Source organism: Bacillus sp. EAC (genome assembly GCF_002156875.1).
Taxonomy (GTDB): domain Bacteria; phylum Bacillota; class Bacilli; order Bacillales; family Bacillaceae_G; genus Gottfriedia.
Genome location: NZ_NCSY01000001.1, coordinates 40,098 through 66,470, shown reverse-complemented (window position 1 = coordinate 66,470; position 26,373 = coordinate 40,098). Strand labels below are relative to the sequence as shown.

The window sequence follows — 26,373 nt, the reverse complement described above, 5'->3', positions numbered from 1 at the left end:
AAAGCAACATGCTTGTATAGTAACATTTATATAAGGAGTTGAGGAACTTGGAAAACAAAAGTAAAAACGTGTATGTTACACACAGGATCAAATCAGAATGCACTATTAAGTTAGCGAATTTATCCCAAGTTACTGGAAAATCTCAGGCAGAACTAATAGAAGATATGATTGATGAGATGCATAGTAATTATTTTGAATCTAATAAACTAAAAAAAACAAATGAAAATAATGAAACGAATCCAACCCCTCCAGAAAGTGTTTTTGATCAAGAACTAGATGAGGCTGTGCAAAGATGGAAGCATTCTAATCAAGGATTAAACGAATTCAACCAAAGGATGGAAGATTGGAAGAAGGAGGAAAAACGAAAAAACAAAAAACAAGCTGAAGAGTTTAAGAGAAAATTAGATGATTGGGCCAAGGCTTGGCAAAAATATTTTAGAGATTATTCATTTTCTATAAGGGAAGATAAAAGTTTTCAATTTAAATACTTCAATGCTACTGATGGTTCTGAAATTTGGAAAAAGCAAATGAGGCAATATACAAGGCAGTGGCACCCCGATTATGCACCGAATGATGGAAATCCGCAGAAATTTGGTGAGATGAAGGCTGAATATGACATACTAACAGGAAAGATGCCTACAGAAGAATATAGTTTATAAGGAGTACAGTAGCTCTTTCTTGGTGGTTAAATTCACGGGATTCAATCGAGAAAACTTTTAGAATTTTAATGAAAAACGACGATTTTTTAGGTGAGAATCATTACATACATATTCATTCTAGAGTTTAAGAACTTGATTAACACTTTTTCTTCCAAAACAGAAGAGTGATTAGGAAGCGAAATAACATAAACTTTATTTCAAAAAAGAGTATGCATTATTGGAATAACAGTTTCACTTCAAGTGGAGAAATCAATTAAAAAACTTACGAAATGGCAAGTAATTAACCTGTTAATTACTTGCCATTTTTTATTGATTTACCAATATTTCCAACTGATTTCAACTATTCATAAATGATTATTAAATAGTGGACAGAGGGCTTAACAGTCACTATCCTTTTTTATTAAATTTAACTATTATTTACATAAATGTAAGAATATAGTAGATTAAAATTTGAATAAAACTGTCGATGGTAATATAAAGACATAATATAAAGGTGATTGACATGAAATTATTTAAAGGTTGTTTATATGGAGCAATGTTTAGTATTCCAATTTGGATCGTCGTTTTATGGTTGGTATTCAGGTGAATAATCAAAGAATGCAAAGATTACAATGTGTAATCTAATTTTTAATAAGGTGTGAATAACGAAAATAAAAAAATGGTTACTAACTTCAATACTAGTAGCCAACAAGAATCACACAAATATATTAATCTTAAATAAAATTATTTAAATAATTGATTCCATGTTTTCTCCCCGACAATACCATCACTTTTCAAGCCTTGATTCTTTTGAAAATTTCTAACAGCAAGTTCGGTCAATGCCCCAAAATATCCAGTTAAAGAAACATTTAGTTTTTCTTGAATCATTATGACATAATCACCTCTTGATCCCTTTTTTATTAAATAACCCGGATATTTGTCCTTCTTTCTTAACAAGAATCCAACGCGATGTTTAAAATTTTCAAATAGTGCACGATCTTTAACAAATGGGTAAGGGCAAGGTTTTCTTGTCACATCAAAGTGCCGTACAATATCTTTTTCAGTTAATTTGAACATAGTACATAGATCTTTGATAACAATCATTGATCTATTAATTGTTTTAACTGAAATTGTATTATCCTTTTCAACGCACATTTCTACTGAAACAGATAATAAATTTGCATTTGGTTTAAGTGCATCAACTCCACGGTATGGCACACCATTTACGTAAGTATAATTTTCGTTAGCATGAAATGCGACTTCATTTAATGGGATAATACAAATAGCTTCTAGTGGATCAACGAAAAGATGAGCCGAGGCATATGTTGGTTTTCTTCCTTCAGCTACGGCTTGAGTATTTTGTGCTGGAAGTATTTCACTAAAATATAATTGATGACCTGCTGCAGAACCTCCAGGATTTGAAGTCCAATGTATGACAATTTTTTTAATACCATTTAGCAATTTTCCTGGTCTTATATATTTATTAATAGGTACAATTTGGTTTTTCCAACTAGGCATTGAATTGCCTCCCTAATATTTAACATCTCTTTCTTAATGTTATTTCAAGTTTCAAAAAATATATCTCGTCTAAAATAGATAGACAATAAATCAAAATCTTTTAAGAAATAGTTATAATTTTGGTTGGAAAAATGAAAATGCTTAAAGCAATGTAATTACACATTTTATAAAATTGTAACAATTACTCAAATTGTTTACCGATTAAAATGATAAGATAAATACAGAGAACGCGTACGGTTCTCTAACAGACCCCAGTATCCCTAATCATCATACAATTAGGGAGCACTCATAGATAATACCCTGACACTCTTAGACAGGGTATTTTTTTTGTAAACAAATCCAACGTTGAATAGTGATACCACCGTTCTATTTATTCGTATTCATTTATATTAATGAATGTAGCGAATGAACGGAGGCGATATGAAAGCAAAATTAACAAAGTTAAATGATTTGTTCATTAATTAACAGTTCGCTGTCATTTGACAATTGAAAGTACTGTATTTCTATTCATACTTAAAGATATTAAGTAGTTCTTTTACATTTCTTGAAAGTGAGGAGCAATGAAATGGAATATGTGAAACTTGGAAAAACCGGTTTGGATGTATCACGGATTTGTCTTGGCTGTATGGGCTTTGGAGTAGCAGAAAGGTGGATTCATCCATGGGTACTTAATGAAGACCGCAGTCGTCCAATAATTAAAAAAGCTCTTGATTTAGGTGTGAATTTTTTTGATACAGCAAATGTTTATTCGGACGGTACTAGTGAAGAAATCGTTGGAAGTATTCTAAAGGATTATGCAAATCGAGACGAGATTGTTCTCGCAACAAAAGTATATTTCCCTATGGAAAAAGGACCAAATGGTGGCGGACTTTCCCGAAAGGTTATCATGAGTGAAATTGATAAGAGCCTTAAAAGACTAGGAACAGATTATATAGATCTATATCAAATTCACCGATGGGATTACAATACCCCAATAGAAGAGACAATGGAAGCATTACATGACGTTGTGAAGGCAGGGAAGGCAAGATATATAGGTGCTTCTGCAATGCATTCTTGGCAATTTCTGAAAGCGTTACATGTAGCTGAGAAAAACCGATGGACACGTTTTGTATCGATGCAGAACCATTTAAACCTAATCTATAGAGAAGAAGAAAGGGAAATGCTGCCTCTTTGTAAGGAAGAAAAAATCGGAGTCATTCCATATAGTCCTCTTGCTGGTGGGAGATTGACCCGTGATTGGAAGGAAACTACATATCGTTCCGAAACGGATCAAATTGCGAAGGATAAATATGACGCAACAGCGGAAACTGATCGATTAATCATCGAACGGGTTGCCACAATCGCAGAAAAACGTGGTGTACTGAGAGTTCAAATCGCACTTGCTTGGTTGCTTCAAAAGAACCCTATAACAGCTCCAATTATAGGTGCAACTAAATTGTCACATCTGGAAGATTCAGTAGCTGCTCTTACTATAAAATTAACAGATGAAGAAGTGACGTTCCTCGAAGAACCTTATGTACCTCATACAATAATAGGCTATAAGTAATAAAAAATAAGTTTTATTTTTGAAGAATTATAGAAGTTCTAAAAGAGAATCATTCAGAAGACAGACAAAGGGTCTGTTCTTTTTTTGTTTCTGTTTTAATCAAAATGAAGTTTAATAAAAGTAGTTTATTTATGCATACTATCAAAAAGATAGAAACTATTAGAGGTGCTTATTTTGTTGCGATTAATATATCAAATCGTCTTGATAGGTTTATGCAGTATGCTTTTTGGATTTGCTTATAATACTTTTCTTATCCCACATAAATTGGCATCTGGAGGAGTTACTGGGATTGCTTTTTTTATTCACCATTTTTTAAATGTCAATACTGGTTGGATTGTTATCATAATCAATATTCCATTGTTCCTTTTGGGAATTAAGTATCTAGGAAAAAAATTTATCTTATTAACGATCTATTCAGTTGTCGTTTTATCTTTTAGTTTGAAATTTTTCCCCATCCATGCGTTAAGCAATGATATTCTTCTTTCTTCAATGATCGGTGGGGCACTTTATGGAATTACTGTCGGAGTTGTTATTAGAAGTGGGGGATCAACAGGTGGAACAGACATTGTCAGCCTAATCCTATCACAAAAGAAGAATATGCAGGTTGGTTTTTTGAGTGCTTGTATGAATCTACTGGTTGTCGGTACTTCCGGCTTTGTATTTGGATGGAATATTACTTTATATACCATTATCGCCATTTATGTAGCAGGTCGTGCTGTCGATATGGTTTATACAACACAAAACAAATTAACTTTAAGAATTGTTACTGAAAAAGGAGACGAATTAATAGATGCCCTTTTTCATTTACATTATAGGGGAATTACAGTACATAACGCAGAAGGCGCATACTCACATAATCCTAAAAAAGTTCTGATAACTGTCATTACAAGATTCGAGCTGAATGAAACAAAACATACTATTAAGACGATTGACCCAAATGCTTTTGTGAACATCTCACAAACACTTGAAGTGATGGGAAGATTCAGGAAAAGTTAAAACTTACTACTATAAAATATTTAATTAAAAAAAGTTCTTTCAAATTACAATATATTTTTGTTGATTAATCCATTGGTTTAAAAATTAAAAATAGGGCATCAAATCGATTGACTCGATACTCTAGTTTTTAATTTATTAACCATTCATCAATTACAAGAACATACCATTTAGTTTTTCCTTTGTTTGCCAAGAGAACAAATCAACTGTCTTTTGGTGCTCGATTTCTATGTTTGACATTATGCGTAATAGTTATTACTTCACACGTTTTGATGAATGGTGCTAGTTTTCCATCTACTTGAAACCAACCATTACTACGTGTAACTAGCAAAACTTGCCAGGGTTTAAGAGAATACTAGTAATTTCAGGCTCCTGGAGCAATGGTTTTAACTGATAGTTACAAGAGTGTTTTAATAGTATTAATTTATAGTTGAGTTTAATAGCAATCAGCTTCACTAGTTAAATCTACTATGTTTGAAGTCATAATTAATGTATAAAAGTAGACAATTTACTCAAAAAAACCGTAAAGTATTTAGTACTAATTTACTGTTTCCCCCAAGTTATACGTACCTTCCTATTCTTTATATTTATATTAATAAACTACTTACAGAATATTTTCTATGTTTCTATTTATTTCTCCGAATTTCGGCATTACATAGTAAGAAAATTGTCTATTTTTACTATGAAACAACTAATAATTCCCCCAATTTACAGTGTTTCCCAGTACAACTACAATATGTATATAGTTCCCGATCTATTTTCAAAGATTGATTGAAAAATAAGTGGAAAATTTTAATAGACTTTGTAATATTTTGATTAAGTTTGAAATAGGGAATGTAGAAGTCGAAAGGGGCGATTATATAAAGGGATCGTAAGGAAGTTGAAATTATGTACTACATAATTTTGGTTTATTTACTTAAAAAAATCTTAAATTCTTTGTTATTTGTAACTTTTATGGGGATGTCCCTCTCGTAATAAACTTCAAATACTTTAGACTTATTCTCTCTAAATAATCCTCTAGTTTTCTTGTAAAGACTACCCGCTTATCAATTAATCGTTTGAAAGGGTGGAGAGTTTGAAAAAAAGAAAAGTATTTCCTTACAAAGTGATTTCTTCTGTTGGTCTATCAGTTTTACTATTTTCAACAACTGTTTTCGCAGAAGGAGGAATGAATCAACCTGATTCATCTAATGAAACAAACACAAATCGAAATATCAGTGATTATATAAAAAAAGGATTATTAGTTGGTCAAAGTAAAAATGAATCTAGTGATAACGATCACGTTGCTTATAAAGACTTGTATGAGTCAAACCAGAAACAAGTAAATAAGTTTAAACCAGATGAGAAAGTAAGATTAATAGTTGAGGTTGATAGTCCAGTAGATTCGACATCAATGTCTGAGCAAACGAAAGAGAAAGAGTTTAAAATCATGCAAGATCAAGTCATTACTAAACTTAACAAAACAAAAGAAAATATCCATGTTAAACATCGTTTCTTTACTGGTTTCAATGGATTTAGTACTGAAACAGAATATAAAAATGTGAATGAAATCAAATCGGTTGAAGGCGTAAAGAATATACATATTGCTAGAGTTTTCCAACCTTCAATGGCAGCGAGCAAAGAATTAGTACAAGCTCAAAAAGTTTGGGAATCATACGGATATCAAGGAGAAGGATTAGTAGTTGGAGTTGTCGACTCAGGTATTGATTGGACACATAAGGATTTGACAATTACTGATAAAGGGAAACAACAAGAAAAGTGGACAAAAGATAAGATACAAGGAAAATTTACAGAAACAAATGTGAACGAAATTTGGTATAGTGACAAAGTTCCGACAGGATACGATTGGGCTGATAATGATACAGATGTTATTCCTGGATCATATGGAAGTGCACACGGTACTCACGTTTCAGGAACAATCGGTGCAAATGGTGACGAAACGAATGATGGTGTGAAAGGTATTGCTCCAGGTGTCCAACTGTTAGCGGAAAAAGTATTTTCGGATAACGGTGGTGGGGCATACGAGGATGATATAATCGCTGGAATCCAGCACGCAGTTACGATGGGTGCTGATGTTATTAATATGAGTTTAGGTAGTGATTCAGGATGGGTAAGCGAAGAAGATGACCCAGTACAAAAAGCGATTCGACAAGCAACTGAACAGGGTACTTTAGTTGTGGTTGCAGGTGGAAATGCAGCTTATAGTACGAAAAATAATCTAATAGAAAGGTCATTGAAACCATATGCAGAGAACCCAGATATTGGAACTGTAGGGTCACCCGGTGTCAGTCCTTATGCATTATCTGTATCATCTTTTGAAAATTCAAAAGTTCATATGGATGCTTTGAAATCAACATCCGGTGATATTTTCCCATATAAAAATCAAGCTGGTAACAGTCTAACTAATGTTTTAGAAAAAGGGAAAAATTATGAATTTGTTTACGTTGGTGAAGGACGGTCTATTGATTACAAAGGAAAAGATGTAAATGGAAAAATAGTTGTAACGAAACCGATTCCTCCATACGGCTATGTTGGAAATGTTGAATTTCAACAACAGGCATCGAGAAATGGGGCAGTTGCACTGATCCAAGTACCAGGTTCAAGCTTACCCGACTTTGCTGATATTGACTTTTCACCATACTTCTTGACGTCAGTTACAACTTCTAAATCTGTAGGTAATGCCTTAATATCTAAACTATCTAGTGGAGAAAAAGTAAGTATGCAAATTTCAAGTGGTACATATGTTGATAATGAATTTAAAAATAATATGTCCTACTTCTCATCTTATGGCGCACCTTATACATTAGATTTCAAACCAGAAATTACTGCACCAGGTGGAAATATATATTCGACAGTAACTGGAAACAAATATGATGTGTATAGTGGTACATCAATGGCAACACCTCATGTAGCCGGTGGAGCTGCTCTTTTATTACAGTCATTATATAAAAAAGGACTAAAACATTCAGAGGAAACTGTATTAAAATCAAAAATTGCCTTAATGAATACTTCAAATGTTTTAATGGACCCTAATACGAATAATGCCATACCTTATTCTCCACGTATTCAAGGTTCTGGTTTAATGCAAATTCAAAATGCAATTAATACTCCTGCAATCATTACTAGGAAAAAAACACCACTCGAGCAAGCTGGTGCAGTAGCGCTTAAAGAAATAAATAATAAAAATGTGGACTTTAGCTTAAATTTAGAATCATTACTAGAAGCAAATAAAGATAATAAGAAGAGTAGTGTAAATGACATAGAATATACAGTTTATGTTGATCTTTTAACTGATGAAACAGAGAACAAAACGTTTGATTATAACAATGATGGAAAAGTAGATGAATCACATGAATACCTAGCATTAAAAAGTAAACGCGTAAACGGAGCAAATATCAAAGTTAACAATAAAGTTGTAACAGATACGAAGGGTACTGTTGTAACAGTAAAGCCAGGAGAAAATGAATCGATTGACGTTAAAATAGATCTTCCATCTAACATGAAAGAAGAAGAATTTTTGGAAGGTTTTGTTCGTCTTGTACCATCTGGGGTGAATAAAGATAAAGCTGTCCCTCTAACAATGCCTTATATGGGCTTTTTAGGTGACTGGACAAAGCCAAAAAATATAGATCCTGCTCCATGGAATGACGGGGTTTATTTAGGATATACTGTACTTTGGGATGATGTGTCAGATGGTCCATTAGGATTTGATGGAAATGGATTTAACGTTGATCATATGACTATTTCACCAAATACGTTTGCACCAGGTGTATTCCCATCGTTTCAAGTATTTCGAAATTTAAAAGAAACTGACATGTACATTGAAGATGCATCTGGACGTAAAGTTAAATGGTTAGGGAACTTTAGTGAATTTACTGCTGATGGTACTCCATATAAATTTACAAAAAATAGCATGTTTAGCGGTGATTTCTACTATAAGTTTGATGAATACTCTGCACCACAATATACATGGAACGAGACAAACGAGAAAGGTGAGCTAGTTCCTGATGGTAATTACAATTATGTAATTAAAACTGTGATGGATTATAAAAATGCGAAGCCACAATATGTAAAGCTTCCGGTTAAGGTGGATTCGACTGCAGTAAAAATTTCAAATATTCAAGTGCAACCAAAAAATGGGAAATACGAAATTTCATTTGATGCTGCAGACACTCCAAATAGTACCGGATACAAAGGTGCCATCGTGTTTGTAAATGGTGATTATTATGAAACAAAGGTAGGAGAAACATCGATCACTGTGTCATCTGAGCCGAAAAGTGTCGTTGTATTGGGTTATGATTATGCATACAATCAAAGCTACGGAGTTTGGGGTGACACATCTTACATTGATTATGGCATGGTTCTTAGTTGGTTTTACGTATCTGGATATAATGTAAACGAAAATAATCCAGCTCAAATTACAGGTTATGCAAATAATCGCGTAGATTGGAAGATTAATATTAAAGATTCAAAAGGTAACATAATTGAAACGAAAGATGTAACTAATGAACATACTTTACGTATGAAATGGACTCCTGAAGCAAATGTTCCGGATGGTACGTATACTATTTCTGCAGATGTAATTACAAAGGATGGGTTCAAAGTAACAACTACAGCGGAAGAAGTTACAGTCAAACGTTAATTTTTTTGATATAAGACAGCTTTTTAAAGAGCCTGGCTTGTATTATTCACTTAATTAATTAGAAAGAAATCTACTGTAATTAGTTATTTTTTATAGACCACATATATGTGGTCTTTTTTTTTTGCTAATTTTTAAAAGGTTTTTTACATTGCTCTTTTTGAATAATTTGAAAGATATTTAACCCTTTCAACGCAGCCAAAATGTATTCTGACTATTTTAAGTTAACAAACAACTAAAACAATTACTTTTTCGCTAAATCTTTATTTCATCTTTATCTCATCTTTATCTCAGTAGGCTATACTTCTTTCCGAGCAGAATATATTAGGCGTTTTGTAAATCTCAATTATAGAAAGTAGTGGGTGCATGAACATTCGTAAACAATTAAATAACGATGGAAGAGTTGCAACATTTTTCTTATTGCCTAGTTTGATAGGTTTTTCCCTTTTCTATCTAATCCCTTTTGTAATGGGTACGATTTATTCATTTAAAGATGGAGCGGTTGGTGGTTCTTTTGTTGGTCTTTTCAATTATAAAGAGCTATTAGCAAGTGCTTCATTTTTGAAAGCAGCTTCAAATACATTTTGGTTTACGGCGATCAATGTCCCGCTAGTAATCGGCATTTCTTTAGTACTCGCACTTTGCTTGCATCAAAAAGTATTATTTAAAAATGTCATTATCAGTTCATTTATCTTACCAATTGTTGTACCAGTCGCTTCGATTGTAATGCTATGGCAATTATTATTTGATTGGAACGGTACATTTAATTCATGGTTGGTAAATATGGGGTTTGCCCAAATCGATTGGATGAAATCGGATTGGTCGATCGCTGTTGTGTCTGTTGTTTATTTATGGAAAAACATTGGTTATAACATGATTCTATTTTTAGCAGGACTTCAAAATATTCCTAAAGATTACTATGAGATAGCCGATATGGAAGGCGCAGGTCGTTTATTTAAATTTAGACAGATTACTTTGGTTTACTTAACACCTACGATGTTTTTTGTTGTTTTAATGAGCATTATTAACTCATTCAAAGTATTCCGTGAAACCTATCTAATCGCAGGAGATTATCCGTTTGATCGAATTTATATGATTCAACACTATATGAACAATATGTTTGCGTCATTAAATGTACAAAAACTAACCGCTGCTGCGTCGTTAATGGTTTTATGTATTTTAATTCTAGTGTTTGTTTTCTTCGCAATTGAACGTCGATATCGTAAGTTTATGAATTAAGAATGAGAGGTGAAGAGGATGAAAAGTAATCGTGTAATTCCCAAATGGATTTTAACTTCTTTTTTATTAATAATGGCAGCTGTAATGGTTTTCCCAGTCGTTTTTACGTTATCCAATTCTTTTATGACGGAAAATGAAATTAGCCGTCATTATCCTTCAGAAAATGATATTCAACAAGATAATAATGCAGCAAAAAATGATCAGTTCGTCAATCTGAAGTTGCTTCCTGATAGGTTTTCATTTCAGCAATATAAAGCATTCTTTAATAAGAAACAATCATTTATTGACAAAGAACAATCAAATATGAAATTTTATGGAAATTCAGTATTAATGGTATTCCCAATCATACTAGGTCAACTAATTGTTGCATCACTTGCAGCATATGTGTTTGGAAAACTAAAGTTCAAAGGAAGGGACACATTATTTTTAATTTATATGGTAACCATGCTGATGCCTTTTCAAGTAACACTTGTACCAAATTATATTATTGCTGATAAATTAGGACTTTTAAATAGCTTTGGTGCTATCATCTTTCCTGGAGTATTTGGTGCGTTTGGCGTGTTTATGCTCAGACAATTCGTCATGACGATTCCATATTCATATATTGAAGCTGCAAAAATAGATGGAGCTGGTCACTTTACGATCTTTAAAAAAATCATATTGCCGCTAATTCGCCCAGGACTTGCAGCGCTAGTCGTTTTATTATTTGCAGATTATTGGAACATGGTAGAACAACCTCTTATTTTTTTAGATGATCCTTCAAAATTCCCATTGTCACTTTATTTATCTCAAATCATCCAAGATACAAGAGGGATTGGATTCGCAGCATCCATTCTATATATGGCACCAATGTTATTTATATTTGGAATCGCAAAAAAATATTTAATCAAAGGAATTCAGCTATCAGGTGCGAAGGATTAAAGGATCCATTGAGAATTAATAAAATTCCATGTTGGTTAAAATATAAGTATGGGAGAGTATAGAAAGAGAGCGAGGAAAGATCATGCAGTACAAAATCTTAATCGTAGAAGATGAAACGATTTTACGTGAAATAGTGAAAGATTATTTAGTAAGTGAAGGTCATGAAGTAATTGAAGCAATCGATGGTGAACAAGCATTGGAATTGTATCAAGAAATAGATTTTCATCTCATTATTCTTGATATTATGTTGCCGAAAGTCGATGGATGGGCAGTTTGTAGAAGAATACGTAAAACTTCAAATGTACCAATTATCATGTTAACTGCACGTGCTGATGAGGATGATACACTGCTAGGGTTTGAGTTAGGTGCCGATGACTATGTGACAAAACCTTATAGTCCTCCAATTTTGCTGGCTAGAGTTAAACGATTGCTTGAAAGTAGATATAAAACGAATGATACCTCGAAGGATACATTGTCCAAACATGGTATTTCGGTCGATTTTTCTTCACGGAAAGTCCAAGTTGATCGTGAAAATATCAATTTAACCCATACAGAATTTGAAATATTAACTTATTTAATGCAAAATCAGGGGATCGTTATTACAAGGGAACAACTCGTTCAAAAGGTTTGGGGCTATGACTACAATGGTGATGATCGAACTATTAATACACACATACGTAATTTACGGACGAAATTAGGCAGTAAATCAAAGCTGATTTCAACGATCATTCGAACAGGATATAAGTTTGAGGAAACTGTATGAAATTTGGGATTGTCTTAAAACTGTTTTTATTAACAACAACTTTGTGCTTACTAATCACAGGATCCATTTATATTGGTCAAACAATCTTTTTTAAACAATACTATGCAAATCGAAAAGTAAATGATCTGAAATCAAGTATCGAATCTTTTGAGAAACAATACCAAAAAAAGGGCGGCAACCTTCAAACAATCCAGCAATTAGAGCAAGACTTTTATCGCACTCAAAATACATGGATAACAACATTAGATCAAAATGGGAATATAAAGTCAGCTAATGATTTTTATGCGGAAATTAAGATAGAAGCAAATAAAAAGAATACAAAACAAATATTAAAGATACCACTGTATCAATTAATAAAAACCGAAGATGTGTTGAAAAATCCTCCTACTATTTCAAAAGGCGATTCTGTTGATCTTTTTACGATTGAAAAAAATAATAGAATTATCCCATTTTATCTATATTCGTTACAGAATAACACATACTGGGTAAATCAATTTATTTGGACTAACATCGATAAAGAGATTCAACCTGATAATAAAAATTATAAATTAAAAGAGATAGTTGATTTAACTCAAAAATATAATACTAATTTTCATATCAATCGATTAAAGGGAGTCGTGCGAGACGTACGAATTCCTAATCGGAATGACGTTTCGAGCATCATATATAGTAATAGTTTATTTATGGATCGTATCAATGAATTTCAGACCAATTTATTGTTTGATGAACAAAATAAGTACGAAACGTTCAAAACGCTTGATTATGAACAAAATGGCATAAAGTATAAATTGTTTATTGATCCACTTAAGGATGAAAAGGGTGAAATAAATTATATTTATGCAATGGCCTCCTTACAACCAGTAGATGAAGCAGTACAAATGGTAAAAGACTATTTTGTCTATATAATTGCATTTGTTTTACTACTTACAATTTTAGCATCCGTTTACTATTCAATAAAAATTGCAAGACCATTATTAAGAATTAACGATTCAACTAAAAAAATTGCTCACTTAGATTTTTCAGAACGAATAGAATATCGTTCGAAAGATGAAATTGGCGACTTATCTCAGAATATAAATTTACTTTCGAATACGCTACATTCACATATTACACAACTACAACAAGATATTGAGAAAGAAAAACAATTAGAAAATACAAGAAAAGAATTCATTTCAGGTGTTTCTCATGAATTGAAGACCCCACTCAGTATTATGAAAAGTTGTATTTCAATCTTAAAAGACGGTGTTGCTAGTCATAAGAAGGACTACTATTTTGAAGCGATGGAAAAAGAAGTAGACAAGATGGACTTATTAATCGTTGATATGCTTGAACTTGCAAAATACGAATCTGGAACGTATAAAATGAAAATGGAATCATTTTTTATTGATAAAGTGATTGAACAGATTTGTAGTCAATTATCTTTAGAAATTGAGAAAAAGAAACTAACGATTCATAAAGATTTAGTATCAATCGAAGTATTCGCAAATGAACATCGAATTGAACAAGTCATTACGAACTATATGACAAATGCCATCCGCTATACCCCTGATCATGAACATATCTATATTTCAACGAAAATAGAGGATGAGCAAGTGAAAGTATACGTTGAAAATAAAGGGTCACATATTCCCAAAGACCAATTAGATAGGGTTTGGGACCGTTTCTATCGCGGAGATACCTCAAGGCAACGAACAGAAGGTAGTACTGGGCTAGGTCTTGCCATTTCAAAAAATATATTAGAACTACATGATGCGAAGTATGGTGTCATGAATACATCGGATGGCGTATTATTTTACTTTTGCTTAAATAAAAATAAGTGAAAACGTGTTTGGAAAAATTAAGTATATTTTTCTTCTGTTGAATCGCCTTTTAAAAAGGGCGATTTTTTATTTTAGGCTAATGTTCATAAAATTAGCCGATCAGTTATTATGATAAAGTTTTTATTAATCTTTTAAAAAAATTCATTTCATCTTCATTTCATCTTTATTTAAGGCGGGTATTCTTACAATAAGTGAAAAAAAGAAAGTGAGATGAGTAAATGAAAAGAATAATGTCTTTAATGATGAGTTTAATAACTATGTTTAGTCTTTTCGCTTGTAGTAGTGGCGTAACACAAAAAGATGATAACAATATCTCAGAACAAAATCATTCGAAAAATAGTAATAATATTGTGAATAGAGAAGATCTTTCGTTAAAGGTAAGTAAGGATGAGAAAAAAACGATAACCATCTCAGTCTTAGGGAAACACCCAGACTTTGTATTGGCAGCGAAGGAATACGAAAAAAAACATCCAAATATTACAATCGAACTGAAAAGCTTTGCTTCTGGCGGTGGAGGGATATCTCTTCTTCAACTTGAGAAATACGTTTCACAGACGACGACAGAAGTGTTATCTGGAAAAGGTGCAGATTTATTCATCTTGAACGATCAAAGTTTGCCAATCGATCGATACATTGCTAAAAATGCCTTTGTTGATCTCAATCAATACATTGAAAAAGATACGTCTTTTGAGAAAAGTCAATATTACATGAACATTCTTGAACATTCTAAAATAAACGGTGGTCTTTACGTTTTGCCCACGCATTTTTCATTAGGTGCATTAATTGCGAATCAGGAAGCGATTTCAAAAACAGGTCTCCAAATAGATGACCACCAAAACTGGACATGGAGTCGATTTACAGAAATAAGCAAGGAGCTAAAGTCAAAAGGGACACTTGATACTGTGATGCAAGTTACACCTGAAGGTATCTTAAATCCCTTGGTATTCTCAAATGAAAACTACGACAAACTTGTTGATACCGAGAAAAAGGAAGCCAGATTTGATTCTCCGTTATTTATTGATTTACTCAAACGAGTAAAAAAAATGTATGACGACGGCGTTTTATCGGATTACCAGCTCGGTGTGCAGAAAACAACGTATTTTACAAGCTCACCAATCTATTCTGCAAAAGATTATGCGATGCGTTCAGCTATTTACTATCAGAATGGTGCGACCATTTACGATTTTCCGCATTCTTCTGAAAAAGAGATGGGTGTTACCTTCTCTGGTTACGATCAGTATGCGATGAATGCAAATTCAACTGTCAAAATGGAAGCATGGGATTACCTGAAATTCTTACTTTCTTATGAGGTTCAAACTCAATCTATAAGTGGTATGTTTCCTGTGAATATCGCGGCAAATGAGAAGGAATTTAGCGATGTAATAGAAGGAAAAGTAGATAATATAAAAGGTAATGGAGGAAAGGGCAGCACTGTAACAGTTTCAGAAGCTTCACTTGAACCTTTGAAACAAATGATTTCTGAGGCGAATACACAAGTTCGATGGAATGAGAAAATCAGAACAATCATAGAGGAAGAAGCCAATAGCTATTTTAAGGGGCAAAAATCCGCGGAAAGTGTGGCGGATATTATACAAAACAGAGTAATGACCTACCTAAACGAGTAGAAGAATATAGAAATTTCTAGGAGACCATTAAAGTGGTCTCTTTTTCATATCCAAATTACGATTTTTCAATCTTTAGAAACAGTAACAAACGGAATTTTGGTCTTTTTTGTTAATTTTTATCAATCTTCATCAATCTTCATTTCATCTTTATCTCATCTTTATTTGGAACCTTTATCTTTATTAATAAGAGGATTTATAAAGATATTCAAGGAGTGGAGAGTACGGTGAAGGAGAGATGAAATCTCGTAAAAGAAAGAAAAAAAGGGTGTTAAAAAGAGCATTTTTAAGTTTATGTGCAGTCTTTCTTCTACTCTCGCTTATTTACTATTTAATTGGTAAATTGAAGGGATTTGCTGTTGAAAATGTAGCAAAAAGTGCCGAAAGCGAACAGGTACAAATAAAGACTTCTAAAAACAGAGCCAAGCATAACACAGCTGGTAATGCTATTAACTCAACAAATGAGAAACCAGGTAAACCAAAAGAAACTAGTCAAAACGAACCTAATGAACAGAAGAAAGTAAATAATTTAATTCAACCAAATATCAAACAACAAATTAAACAAGATCAGAAAGTAGTCTATCTGACATTCGATGATGGACCGAGTGCGCTGACAAACCAAATTCTAGAAGTATTAAAGAATGAAAAAGTACATGCGACTTTCTTTATGATAGGAAAAAACTTGAATGAACACCGAGATGTTGTAAAAAGGGCAGTTCAAGACGGTAATTATATTGGGGCTCACAGTATGACTCATAACTATGATCGATTATACAAACAAGGTCTTTTTGTTTCAGAAATGCAACAAACTTTATCAATTATTAATAAATTGACTGGTGAAAATACTCGATTGGTCCGTGCTCCATATGGATCTAGACCGAGCATGAGCCAAAAACTTCGCAATGATTCAGTTAACGCAGGATTAAAAATATGGGACTGGAATGTAGATACAAATGATTGGAAGAATACTGCGAATCCTTCCAACATTTTAAATGAAGTGAAGAAGCAAACAACCAAAAATAAAGAAGTCATTTTATTACATGAAAAGCAAACAACATTGGAAGCACTTCCTGAAATAATTAGCTTTTTAAAAGCAAAAGGGTATGCACTTAAGGTATATAACCCGAACGAACATTTTCAATTAAATTTTTGGAATGATCGACGTCTTTGAAATTGATCAATCTTCATTTCAACTTTATTTAAAGTTGATTTTGTCTTCATTATTAAGAATTAAACTATTAAATATCTGAATGATAGATAGTAATTTTAGGGGGGAAATTCGATGAGACGAAAGGAAAAAAAGAGGAGAAGAAATTTATTATTAGTAATGATATCAATTATAATGGTAATTTTAATCTTTAAACTTAAAGATAATGGAATATCTATAAATAAAGAAAATTCCGCACAAGCATCGACAGGAAATAAAGATAATAGCACTACTGAAAAGATATTGACAGGTAAAACAATTGTAATTGATGCCGGTCATGGTGGAAAAGATATAGGTGCAAGTGGTCAGAATGGAACAAATGAAAAAGATGTAACTTTAGCAATGGTCAAAAATCTTGAAAATGAATTAGAAAAAAAAACGGGTGCAAATATTATATTAACCCGTAATGATGATGTGAAAGTTTCTCTTGCAGATCGTGTGAAAATATCTGAGGACAACAATGCAGACTTATTTGTTAGTATCCACTTTGATGCCTTTTTTACAAATGAAGTTGAAGGGATAACAAGTTATTATAATAAAAAATCGGACGAGCCTATAGCAGCGTTAATACACGATCAACTATTTAAAAATGGTTTGGATGCACGAGATCGTGGTGTAAGTTTTGGCGATTACTATGTATTAAGAGAGAACACAAGGCCAGCTATCTTACTTGAACTTGGATACATTTCAAATTCTACTGATGAGGCACGCATGACTTCAGAAGAATTTCAAACAAACACAACAAATTCAATTGTTGATGGGATAATTGATTTTTTGAAGGATAAAAATTAACTAACTTAATATATATTATTACCAAATTATTAGTGTTTCGTTCAAGAAGCTCACATTATAAAGAACAACCTATTTCTTATTAGAAGTATGGTTGTTTTTTATTTCTTAGTATACTAAGTAGTTACTTTTAGGAATTACTTGTCATTTTGTACGTTAAATAAGAGTAATAGGCAAATATTTAAGAGGAATATGATAACGTTTATAAATAATATATTGATAATATAAGAAAGTAAGATGATATATAATGGAATCGAACTTGCAATGGTCAAATTGTAGTATACCCGAAAGTTTGATATTTAAATGTTCTTTTAAGAATCAATGAGGGGGAAAAGAAATGAAAAAGACGTTATATCTAATGAGACATGGACAAACATTATTTAATAAAAGAAGAAAAGTACAAGGTTGGTGTGATTCACCACTAACGGAATTAGGTATTAAACAAGCAGAAACTGCTGCAAAATATTTTAAAGATCACAATATTGTTTTCGACCATGCCTATTGTTCCACATCTGAAAGAGCAAGTGATACGTTAGAAATTGTGACTGATTTGCCTTATTCAAGATTAAAAGGATTAAAGGAATGGAATTTTGGAACTTTTGAAGGTGAAAGTGAAGATTTAAATCCACAACTGCCTTATGGTGACTTCTTTGTTAAGTTTGGTGGAGAGGATCAAATAGAATTGCAAAAAAGAATTGCAACTACTTGCCAAAATATAATGGAAGAAGATAATGAAGTGGTATTAGCTGTATCACATGGAGCAGCTTGTAGAAATTTCATGAGATGTTGGGAACATACTAGTTCCATTACACAACAAGACAGAATTGGCAATTGTTGTATATTGAAATTTGAATATGAGAACAAAGAATTTAAACTTGTAGAAATTATAAATCATAATTTTAGTAATTTAAGCGATGCATCTCCAGTATTATCTTAATCATATTTGAAATAACATACTAAAAAACAAAAAGCGATTGTTCTAAATGAACAGTCGCTTTTTTGTCTTAAGTGTAATTATGATCGGTGTCAGTATCTTTTTCAATATTGTCTGGTATTTTGTGTCATCCTTCACAGTAGTTGGCGGGCAATATTCAACCTATTGCTTTAGAGTTGATGATAATAAGTTACAAAGCTAATATTCCTTTACTTAGAATATCAAAATCGATATTAGTACAAATTAATTATGAGGTGAAAAAGATGAAGTTTAGGTCAATTCAAAATAATAGTGATTTTCAAAAACGTAGTCTTAAAAAGTATGATAGAATTATAACTTTTTATTACTTACTTTCCGTTTGCGATGAAAATAAGATTACTGAATTACTTATTACACCTTTTTATGAAGATGATTCATTTAGTTTATATAAAAATTACCTTGAAACATTAAAGGGTTGGGAAATAGTTTCAGATGAGGCCATTATGGTTGAAAAGATTCTAAATGGCAACGTAATCATAAATTTAGATGAACTAAATTATTCTGTTACATTAAGTAATTTCAGTTCAAGTACAGTAAGTGAATCTACCGAGGAAAATGTATTACAGGGTCCAAAAGACGGCTTAAATGCGAAAATTGATATCTCTTTAAATATGATTCGAAATCGATATAGAAAGAGTACTTTACAGGTTGAGAACCATATTATAGGCAATCAATCAAAGACAAATATACTTATTTTATACGATATGGACTTAATTGATATAAGCGTATACAAAAACCTCAAAGAAAAAATAAAAAGGATAAATGTTGATGTCTTACAGTCATGTGGGCAGCTACAAAAATTACTAATTAATAAAAAGTGGACGTTATTTCCGCTTTTTCTAACAACTGAACGTCCAGATCGAGTTGTAAAAAGTATTTCAACTGGAAAAATTATCATCTTTGTTGAGGGGACACCATGGGCTCTTATTGGTCCAGCATCTTTTTTGGATTTTTTTAAATCAATGGATGATGTAGTTGAGCTTTCTATAGTAGCAAAGTTCCTTATTTTCATACGATATGTGGCATTTTTAATTACTTTATTACTACCAGCAATTTATGTTGCTGTTATCTCTTATTCTCCGGAGGTTCTTCCAGTTCAATTCGCTTTACTTATTGCAGGAAGTAGAATGTCAGTACCACTGCCTTCATATATTGAGATACTTTTTTTAATGCTAATGTCAGAGTTTTTAATCGAAGCATGTTTAAGACTACCCAAATCAATAAGTTCTTCTGCCACAACTGTAGGGGGATTAATATTAGGTCAAACTGCTTCACAGGCTGGTTTAGTAGGGGACATAATGATTATAGTTGTTTCACTTGTAGCAATATCTCTATTTAGTATTCCAATTAATGCTATGCACCAAGCAATTAGGATTGTTAGATATCCAATTATAATTTTTGCATCCTTATTTGGAATGGTTGGAGTCATAGTAAGTGTATTAGGCATTCTTTGTTATTTAAGTAATTTAAGATCCTTGGGTAAGCCATATTTTTCACTTTTTAATAATAGTTGAGTAACGAGGTGTTTTATTTTTGCTAGGAAAACGATATATTACATATCTTTTTTATTTAAATGCGATTTTAAGTATAACGATCTTTGTGCCTCAAATAATGTATAAGAATAGTTTAAACGGTAGTATTTTGAGTATTGGTCTAGCAATTATAGTTGGTGGACTTTTTATTTATATTTTAAAAAAGATTTTTGTTGAATTTCCTGAACAAAATATTAATCAAATATTGAAATATGTGGTACCTAATTGGGTTAGAAAGTGGTATGTAATTTATAGTTTAATTTTTTGGTATTTGACGGGAGCACTGTATATTATCGCATTAATTCAAGTTGTCAAATTATTTATTAACCCACAAACCCCTTTAATGGTAACTTATTTTATATTTCTAGCATTGATCATTTTTACAATACTACTTAAAACAGAATCTTTATTATACGTCACTGAAGTAATCGTATTATTACATATCCCAATAATATTATTTATTACTGCCAGATTTTTGAGTGATCCTTATATTTTCAAAGATTCTATCTATCAATCAGTTACTTACATTAAGCATCTTCCTAAATTCAACTCATTTACTGCTGCCCTCTTTATATTTACTGGTTTTTCAAACTTAATTATTTTTAATGAGAAAATAAACATCAATTTTATAAAAAAAAGATATATCATAGGGATCTTTTTATTTGGCATATTTATACTATTGAGTAGTTATTTTATACCAATTGGATACTTGGGATTAAAAGGTGTCAGTAAAGAAGTTTTTGTTTGGCTAACAACAGTCGACAGTATGCAATTTGAATATCTATTTGTTGAAAGAGTGATTTACATAATACTTTATGTACAAATTTTCTGTTCCTTAATATATATCATACTTTGCTGGCATACTTCGTTAGAGCTTTTTAAAACACTAAATTTAAATTATCGAGGAATGTATAAATGGATATTAATTTCCTTCTTTATTTGTTTAACAACAATCATACAGCTTCTAATAAAAGAACAAGAAATAATAAAATATTTTATAATATTTTTCAATTACTCTGCTATCTCAAATTTTTTATTAGTTATCTTATTGATATATGTTTCCATAAAAAAAAGACACGCTTCTTAGTATTTAACTTTTTAATTATCCTTACAACTTTTATATTATCTGGCTGTACTTTTAAGGATATTGATAAAAGAGCATTTGTAACTTCGATAGGTATCGATCAATCTGATACATCCGACAAAAAATATAAAGTTATGATAAAAGTAGCAATTCCCAAGGGGGATCCGAAAGAACCAGAATCAGATTTTGTTATTCTTTCATCAAATTCAGATTCAATCACAGAAGGTCTTAGTTTAATGAAGTCACAAATCGATAAAGAATTAGTATACGGCCATAATAATTCGATTTTAATTGGTGAAAACTTAGCCAAAAGTAATATACAACCATTATTGGAATTCTTTGTAAGAAGACCGGATATCCAAATGACATCGTATTTAAGTATGGCTAAACCAAATGCATTTGAAGTGCTAAATTTTAAGCCTGCAGAAGAAATGGTATCTGGAAATTTTTTGAAATCATTTTTTGATTTTAGTAAAACTGAATCTCCATATATTGATTCTTTGTTTCTTTTTGATGCATATAGAAGAGAAACTGAAGAAGGTATAAATATTGCAATGCCAATTGTAGAAAAGAAAAAAACTCAATTAGCGGTTGATCAAATTGCACTATTTAATAAATATAAAATGTTAATGGAGCTCAGTTCAAACGAATCAGAAACATTTCGACTCTTAACAACTGGAATCTATAACGGTAACCTAAATTTAAGAAATAAGAATGGAATATACGTTATCAATTTGGAAAACGGCAAGTCAAAATACAAACTAATAGATAAGGATAGAGGTATAAAAGCAAAGTATATGATTAAGATTAAAGCTGATATTGAAGAAAAAATTACTGGTTTGGCAACAATTAGTGAAAGTGAAATAGCTGATCTAAGAAAGCAAGTAGAAGATAAAATTGAAGCTGAAGCTACTAACTTGCTTTCTAAAATAAAGAAAAAAGAAATAGATCCAATAGGTTTTGGACTAAGATATATGTCAAGGGATAGTGAAAATAGAAACATGGATTTATGGGACAAGAAATATCCTAAACTGAGTTTTACTATTCAATCCAAAGTAGAAATAAAAGGGACTGGATTAATTCAATAAAAATGTCAAAACAACGTACAATTTATGACAAATTAACACCAAAATGGCAACTTCATATATTCAAAATGACTATCTGCAAAAAGCATATAACTTTATAAAATGGATATCTTAATGAAATATTTAGAATACAAAATTTGAGTTGTGTAAGTAGTAGGTGAATGACTTGATGAAAAAAAAGAAGCTATCCCTTTGGATGATTTTGACTGTAACTTCTGTCTTTATATTATCGGGTTGTTGGTTACAGCAGCAAAATAAAAATGTGATCATCGAGAAAAATAATAAAAAAATAACCGTGCTAACTGGGAAAGAAGATGTGGTGACTAATGAATTAGCTTTAAAAAATATCGTCCGTTATGAGGGTATTCAAGGCACAGATTGGTTAAATAAAGACACCATATTAGTCGAACAGAAAAATACAGAACTCCCGAAAACAGCAATGACATTTAATGGTCAATATACATACCACATTAATCTTTACTCGTTTGATTTAAATACAAAAGTATCAAAAATTATATCTGGTGAAGAGAATGGACAGATAGGACCAATCGTTTCACCAGATAAAAAACATATTTTTTACAAACAATCGAGCGATGGTACAACTGGAACTGGTTATATTATTGATTTAATGAATGAGAAAAAGATAAAGGTTTCTGATGTTGATAAACTTTTTGCATTTTCTACAGAAGGTCGCTGGCTAAATAACAAAGAGATTAATTATCAAACAATTGATCATCAAATCTATAACGCAAACCTTAATGGTAAGATAACAAAAGTAAATCCAAACTCAGATATTGAATATTCGTTAAAGAAAAAATTTGGTGGATCAAATGTTGAATGGGTGATTCCGTCACCAAATCAAAAGAAGTTTGCGATTGTTCGTAAAATTTCTCAAACGAAAAGAGAATTATTTATTACCGATGCAAAAGGTAGAAAAACAACGACATTGGCAAAAGGTACACAAATTTTTGGTTTAAGCTGGTCGCCGAATTCAAAAAAAGTAGCATTCCCGATTGTTTTTACGGGTAAAGGTGAAAGAGGATTATTTATGGTAGATGTTGATTCAAAAAAGATTACACAGCTTTCAACAGATTTAGATGAAATATCAGGTCCGATATCTTGGAGTCCAACTGGAAAAAAATTACTTGTTACAAAAGTAAAAGTTATGAATAATAAAAATAATTTCGTGACGTACATACTAACTATTAAAAAATAGTTTTTTAATTTGAATAATAAAAAGTTATAAATAATACCATTAAATAGATATAACAGCATGTTTCAAAAAGTTTACATCTTTACCTCATTTGTTTATTGTTTTGAAACATCTAAACACTATTCTTATAAAGTAGTTAAGCAAGTGATAAATATAAAAATAGAGGTAGATAAAATGTGTGGATTCGTAGGAATATTATCATCAAAGAAGAAATACGAAGTAAATAAAAAATTATTCAAAGAATATAATAATATACTTACTCATAGAGGACCAGATGATGAAGGATATTATCATGACGATTATCTATCACTTGGATTTAAACGATTAAGCATTATAGATGTTGAAAATGGGCATCAACCTTTAAATTCGGAAAATGAAAGATTTTGGATCGTATTTAACGGAGAAATATATAATCATAAACAGTTAAAGAAAGAACTTGAAACATTAGGATATCATTTTGAAACTAATTCAGATACTGAGGTATTACTATACGGTTTTATCGAATGGAATGAAAAAGTTTTAAATAAACTGCGTGGAATGTTCTCATTTTTAATATGGGATTCAATGACAAAGACCTTATTTGGCGCACGTGATCAGTTCGGAATAAAACCTTTATACTATTATGAAACAGATGATGATATTGTATTTGCTTCTGAAAGTAAAGTTATTAATAAAGTTGTAGAAAATATCGAAGGACGTTCATTAATATTAAATGACGAAGCATTACAACATTATTTATCTTTTCAATATGTACCTGAACCAAATACAATCTATAGTGAAATAAAAAAAATAGAACCGGGTACTTATTTCATAAAAAAACTAAATCAACAAATAAGTTTAAAAACTTACTGGGCACCATCATTTTCACCAGTGAATCATTCCAAAGAGAAAGTAATGAAAGATATTAGAGATGTACTGACTAATTCTGTAGCTATGCACATGAGAAGTGATGTTCCTGCAGGTTCATTTTTATCAGGTGGTATTGATTCAACGGCAATTGTTGCACTTGCTCGTCAAATTAATCCTAATCTAAAAACATTTTCAGTTGGATTTGAAAATAAAGGTTATAGTGAAATCGATGTTGCAAAAGAGACAGCTTTAGCTCTAGATGTTGAGAATATACATCGGTTTATAACTCCAAATGAATATATCGAGGAATTACCAAAGATTATTTGGCATCTAGATGACCCATTAGCCGATCCTTCAGCGATTCCATTATATTTTGTAGCGAAAGAAGCAAGAAAACATGTAACAGTAGTATTATCAGGCGAAGGAGCCGATGAATTATTTGGTGGTTATAATATTTATAAAGAACCTAGTTCTTTAAAAATGTTTGAAAATGTACCAACTAAATTAAAAACCGTGCTAAAATATTTCTCCACAATTATGCCTGATGGAATGAAAGGGAAAAGTTTTATTGAAAGAGGATGCACTCCGTTAGAAGAAAGGTATATTGGGAATGCAAAGATATTTGAAGAGGCTGAAAAGAAAAAGATTTATTTAAATCATGATGGCTCAGTGAAATATAGTTCAATTTTAGAACCACACTATAACTTTGTTAAAAAAGAACCTCTCGTCAATCAAATGCAGTTTATTGATCTTCATACTTGGCTAAGAGGAGATATTTTAGTAAAAGCGGATAAAATGACAATGGCAAACTCTATAGAGTTAAGAGTACCATTTTTGGATAAGGAAGTATTTGAAGTTGCGTCTAAATTACCTGTCTCTTCAAAAATTTTCAACGGAACAACAAAATATCTATTTAGAGAAGCAATGAGAGGAATAGTACCTAATCATGTAATAGATCGAAAGAAACTTGGTTTTCCTGTTCCGATTAATCAATGGCTTAAAGACGAATTATATGATTGGGCAAATAATCTTTTGCATGAAAGTCAAACAGAATATATATTTGATAAATTTTATCTCTACAAATTACTAGAAGAGCACCGTTTAAATAAGAAGGATAATAGTAGAAAAATATGGACTGTCTTGCAATTTATGTTATGGCACCAAGTATTTATTGAAAAGAAATATAAGTTTGAAGAAAAAAATGTAGTTGTTTATAAATAGATTAAAAAAGTTTTAGTTAACATTTTACTTATTAAATGGAAGTTCATGAAAAAGATATTATTTGTAAGGAACATATTCATTAATTTAGAATATGTTCTTTTTTTATAGGGTTTATTTTATCTAGCAAAGCATCTGTAGCCGACGAGCCGCGATCATCGGGAAAATCTTTATAGATTGAATCAACGTAGAATACACTGGTCTCAAGAATATCGGACAAGAAGGACACGCAACTATAAAGGCTAAAGACAAAACTGCTATGACCGGCACTATTACCAATGAGATGCTGAGCAGGATTTGAGCCAGAGTAACCAGGCTCCTTAAGAAGTAACTGAATCGATATAACCTAGGCTCTAAACCAAAAGAGCGGCATCCTTTTTGAGACATTAGATTATTAATGTACTAGGCTTGCATTGAAAGGCCCCTAAACCAGTGCCGGCAATCTAATGAACTCTCTATTCCATGCGCCAACTTGTTGTCTTAGTCTACTAAGGTTTCACGTAAACCTTGCACATTTATTAGCACAATGTAACTACTTTAATCATAACAATCGGATAATCATTTCAAAACACATGATTTTATTATAGTTTTACCTATTCAAATTATATGTTGGATGTTGGCTATTTCTTTTACAATTAACAAAGAGTTTATATTTTGGAAAGTAAACACTTTAAACTACATTACCTTTGCAAAATGTAACTCAACAAATTAATTTAAAGGAAGA

General features: G+C 31.6%; 18 protein-coding genes. 17 read left to right on the top strand and 1 reads right to left on the bottom strand.

All coding sequences use genetic code 11. The features are described 5' to 3' along the window. Positions 1-47 precede the first annotated feature (47 nt). The gene (locus tag B7R65_RS00235) at positions 48-659 is read left to right on the top strand and encodes a hypothetical protein (protein ID WP_088040632.1); all 612 of its coding nucleotides are present in this window, start codon (positions 48-50) and stop codon (positions 657-659) included. A gap of 723 nt (positions 660-1,382) precedes the next feature. Here B7R65_RS00235 and B7R65_RS00230 read toward each other — a convergent pair. After that, positions 1,383-2,156, bottom strand: a complete 774-nt coding sequence (locus B7R65_RS00230; protein WP_088040630.1) for a peptidoglycan recognition protein family protein — start codon at positions 2,154-2,156, stop codon at positions 1,383-1,385. Positions 2,157-2,721: 565 nt separating this feature from the next. On the opposite strand from B7R65_RS00230, the gene B7R65_RS00225 reads away from it, so the two are divergent. The 16 genes from B7R65_RS00225 to asnB all read left to right on the top strand — a co-directional run bounded on the left by B7R65_RS00225 (position 2,722) and on the right by asnB (position 25,652). Further along, positions 2,722-3,702 (top strand): aldo/keto reductase, encoded by a 981-nt coding sequence (locus tag B7R65_RS00225; RefSeq protein WP_088040628.1) that lies wholly within the window; start codon positions 2,722-2,724, stop codon positions 3,700-3,702. 174 nt (positions 3,703-3,876) lie between these two features. Continuing rightward, a complete protein-coding gene (locus B7R65_RS00220; protein ID WP_142288176.1) occupies positions 3,877-4,698 on the top strand; it encodes a YitT family protein in 822 nt (273 codons plus the stop codon). A 1,072-nt stretch (positions 4,699-5,770) separates the two neighbouring features. Then, entirely contained in the window at positions 5,771-9,337 is a 3,567-nt protein-coding gene (locus tag B7R65_RS21875) for a S8 family serine peptidase (protein WP_088040624.1), read from the top strand. Positions 9,338-9,700: 363 nt separating this feature from the next. Further along, positions 9,701-10,573: a carbohydrate ABC transporter permease gene (locus tag B7R65_RS00210; protein ID WP_088040622.1), complete on the top strand. Its 873-nt coding sequence runs from the start codon at positions 9,701-9,703 to the stop codon at positions 10,571-10,573. 18 nt (positions 10,574-10,591) lie between these two features. Beyond that, entirely contained in the window at positions 10,592-11,494 is a 903-nt protein-coding gene (locus tag B7R65_RS00205) for a carbohydrate ABC transporter permease (protein WP_088040620.1), read from the top strand. Positions 11,495-11,576: 82 nt separating this feature from the next. Then, the gene (locus B7R65_RS00200) at positions 11,577-12,257 is read left to right on the top strand and encodes a response regulator transcription factor (RefSeq protein WP_088040616.1); all 681 of its coding nucleotides are present in this window, start codon (positions 11,577-11,579) and stop codon (positions 12,255-12,257) included. Continuing rightward, the gene (locus B7R65_RS00195; protein ID WP_088040614.1) at positions 12,254-14,077 is read left to right on the top strand and encodes a sensor histidine kinase; all 1,824 of its coding nucleotides are present in this window, start codon (positions 12,254-12,256) and stop codon (positions 14,075-14,077) included. Before B7R65_RS00200 ends, B7R65_RS00195 begins: the two co-directional genes overlap by 4 nt. A 218-nt stretch (positions 14,078-14,295) precedes the next feature. After that, positions 14,296-15,702, top strand: coding sequence for an ABC transporter substrate-binding protein (locus B7R65_RS00190; RefSeq protein ID WP_088040612.1), 1,407 nt, complete (start codon positions 14,296-14,298; stop codon positions 15,700-15,702). Between the two features lie 235 nt (positions 15,703-15,937). Continuing rightward, a complete protein-coding gene (locus tag B7R65_RS00185; protein ID WP_088040610.1) occupies positions 15,938-16,870 on the top strand; it encodes a polysaccharide deacetylase family protein in 933 nt (310 codons plus the stop codon). 111 nt (positions 16,871-16,981) lie between these two features. Beyond that, complete coding sequence (locus tag B7R65_RS00180; RefSeq protein ID WP_256941098.1) at positions 16,982-17,698, top strand: N-acetylmuramoyl-L-alanine amidase family protein; 717 nt, start codon at positions 16,982-16,984, stop codon at positions 17,696-17,698. Between the two features lie 334 nt (positions 17,699-18,032). Further along, entirely contained in the window at positions 18,033-18,632 is a 600-nt protein-coding gene (locus tag B7R65_RS00175) for a histidine phosphatase family protein (RefSeq protein WP_088040608.1), read from the top strand. A 260-nt stretch (positions 18,633-18,892) separates the two neighbouring features. Continuing rightward, positions 18,893-20,182 (top strand): spore germination protein, encoded by a 1,290-nt coding sequence (locus B7R65_RS00170; protein WP_179194714.1) that lies wholly within the window; start codon positions 18,893-18,895, stop codon positions 20,180-20,182. Between the two features lie 19 nt (positions 20,183-20,201). Then, positions 20,202-21,287, top strand: coding sequence for a GerAB/ArcD/ProY family transporter (locus B7R65_RS20995; RefSeq protein WP_142288175.1), 1,086 nt, complete (start codon positions 20,202-20,204; stop codon positions 21,285-21,287). Continuing rightward, on the top strand, positions 21,191-22,372 hold the full coding sequence (locus B7R65_RS00165; RefSeq protein WP_256941132.1) for a Ger(x)C family spore germination protein: 1,182 nt from the start codon (positions 21,191-21,193) through the stop codon (positions 22,370-22,372). Before B7R65_RS20995 ends, B7R65_RS00165 begins: the two co-directional genes overlap by 97 nt. A 166-nt stretch (positions 22,373-22,538) precedes the next feature. Continuing rightward, positions 22,539-23,585, top strand: a complete 1,047-nt coding sequence (locus B7R65_RS00160) for a hypothetical protein (protein WP_088040601.1) — start codon at positions 22,539-22,541, stop codon at positions 23,583-23,585. A gap of 171 nt (positions 23,586-23,756) precedes the next feature. Beyond that, on the top strand, positions 23,757-25,652 hold the full coding sequence (gene asnB / locus B7R65_RS00155) for an asparagine synthase (glutamine-hydrolyzing) (protein WP_088040600.1): 1,896 nt from the start codon (positions 23,757-23,759) through the stop codon (positions 25,650-25,652). Positions 25,653-26,373 lie beyond the last annotated feature (721 nt).

Coding starts and splice junctions, on each gene's coding strand:
- B7R65_RS00185 (WP_088040610.1), top strand. CDS start 15,938: ATGAAATCTCGTAAAAGAAAGAAAAAAAGGGTGTTAAAAAGAGCATTT.
- B7R65_RS00160 (WP_088040601.1), top strand. CDS start 22,539: ATGAAAAAAAAGAAGCTATCCCTTTGGATGATTTTGACTGTAACTTCT.
- B7R65_RS00225 (WP_088040628.1), top strand. CDS start 2,722: ATGGAATATGTGAAACTTGGAAAAACCGGTTTGGATGTATCACGGATT.
- B7R65_RS00190 (WP_088040612.1), top strand. CDS start 14,296: ATGAAAAGAATAATGTCTTTAATGATGAGTTTAATAACTATGTTTAGT.
- B7R65_RS00200 (WP_088040616.1), top strand. CDS start 11,577: ATGCAGTACAAAATCTTAATCGTAGAAGATGAAACGATTTTACGTGAA.
- B7R65_RS00170 (WP_179194714.1), top strand. CDS start 18,893: ATGAAGTTTAGGTCAATTCAAAATAATAGTGATTTTCAAAAACGTAGT.
- B7R65_RS00175 (WP_088040608.1), top strand. CDS start 18,033: ATGAAAAAGACGTTATATCTAATGAGACATGGACAAACATTATTTAAT.
- B7R65_RS00210 (WP_088040622.1), top strand. CDS start 9,701: ATGAACATTCGTAAACAATTAAATAACGATGGAAGAGTTGCAACATTT.
- B7R65_RS00180 (WP_256941098.1), top strand. CDS start 16,982: ATGAGACGAAAGGAAAAAAAGAGGAGAAGAAATTTATTATTAGTAATG.
- asnB (WP_088040600.1), top strand. CDS start 23,757: ATGTGTGGATTCGTAGGAATATTATCATCAAAGAAGAAATACGAAGTA.
- B7R65_RS00230 (WP_088040630.1), bottom strand. CDS start 2,156: ATGCCTAGTTGGAAAAACCAAATTGTACCTATTAATAAATATATAAGA.
- B7R65_RS00205 (WP_088040620.1), top strand. CDS start 10,592: ATGAAAAGTAATCGTGTAATTCCCAAATGGATTTTAACTTCTTTTTTA.
- B7R65_RS00195 (WP_088040614.1), top strand. CDS start 12,254: ATGAAATTTGGGATTGTCTTAAAACTGTTTTTATTAACAACAACTTTG.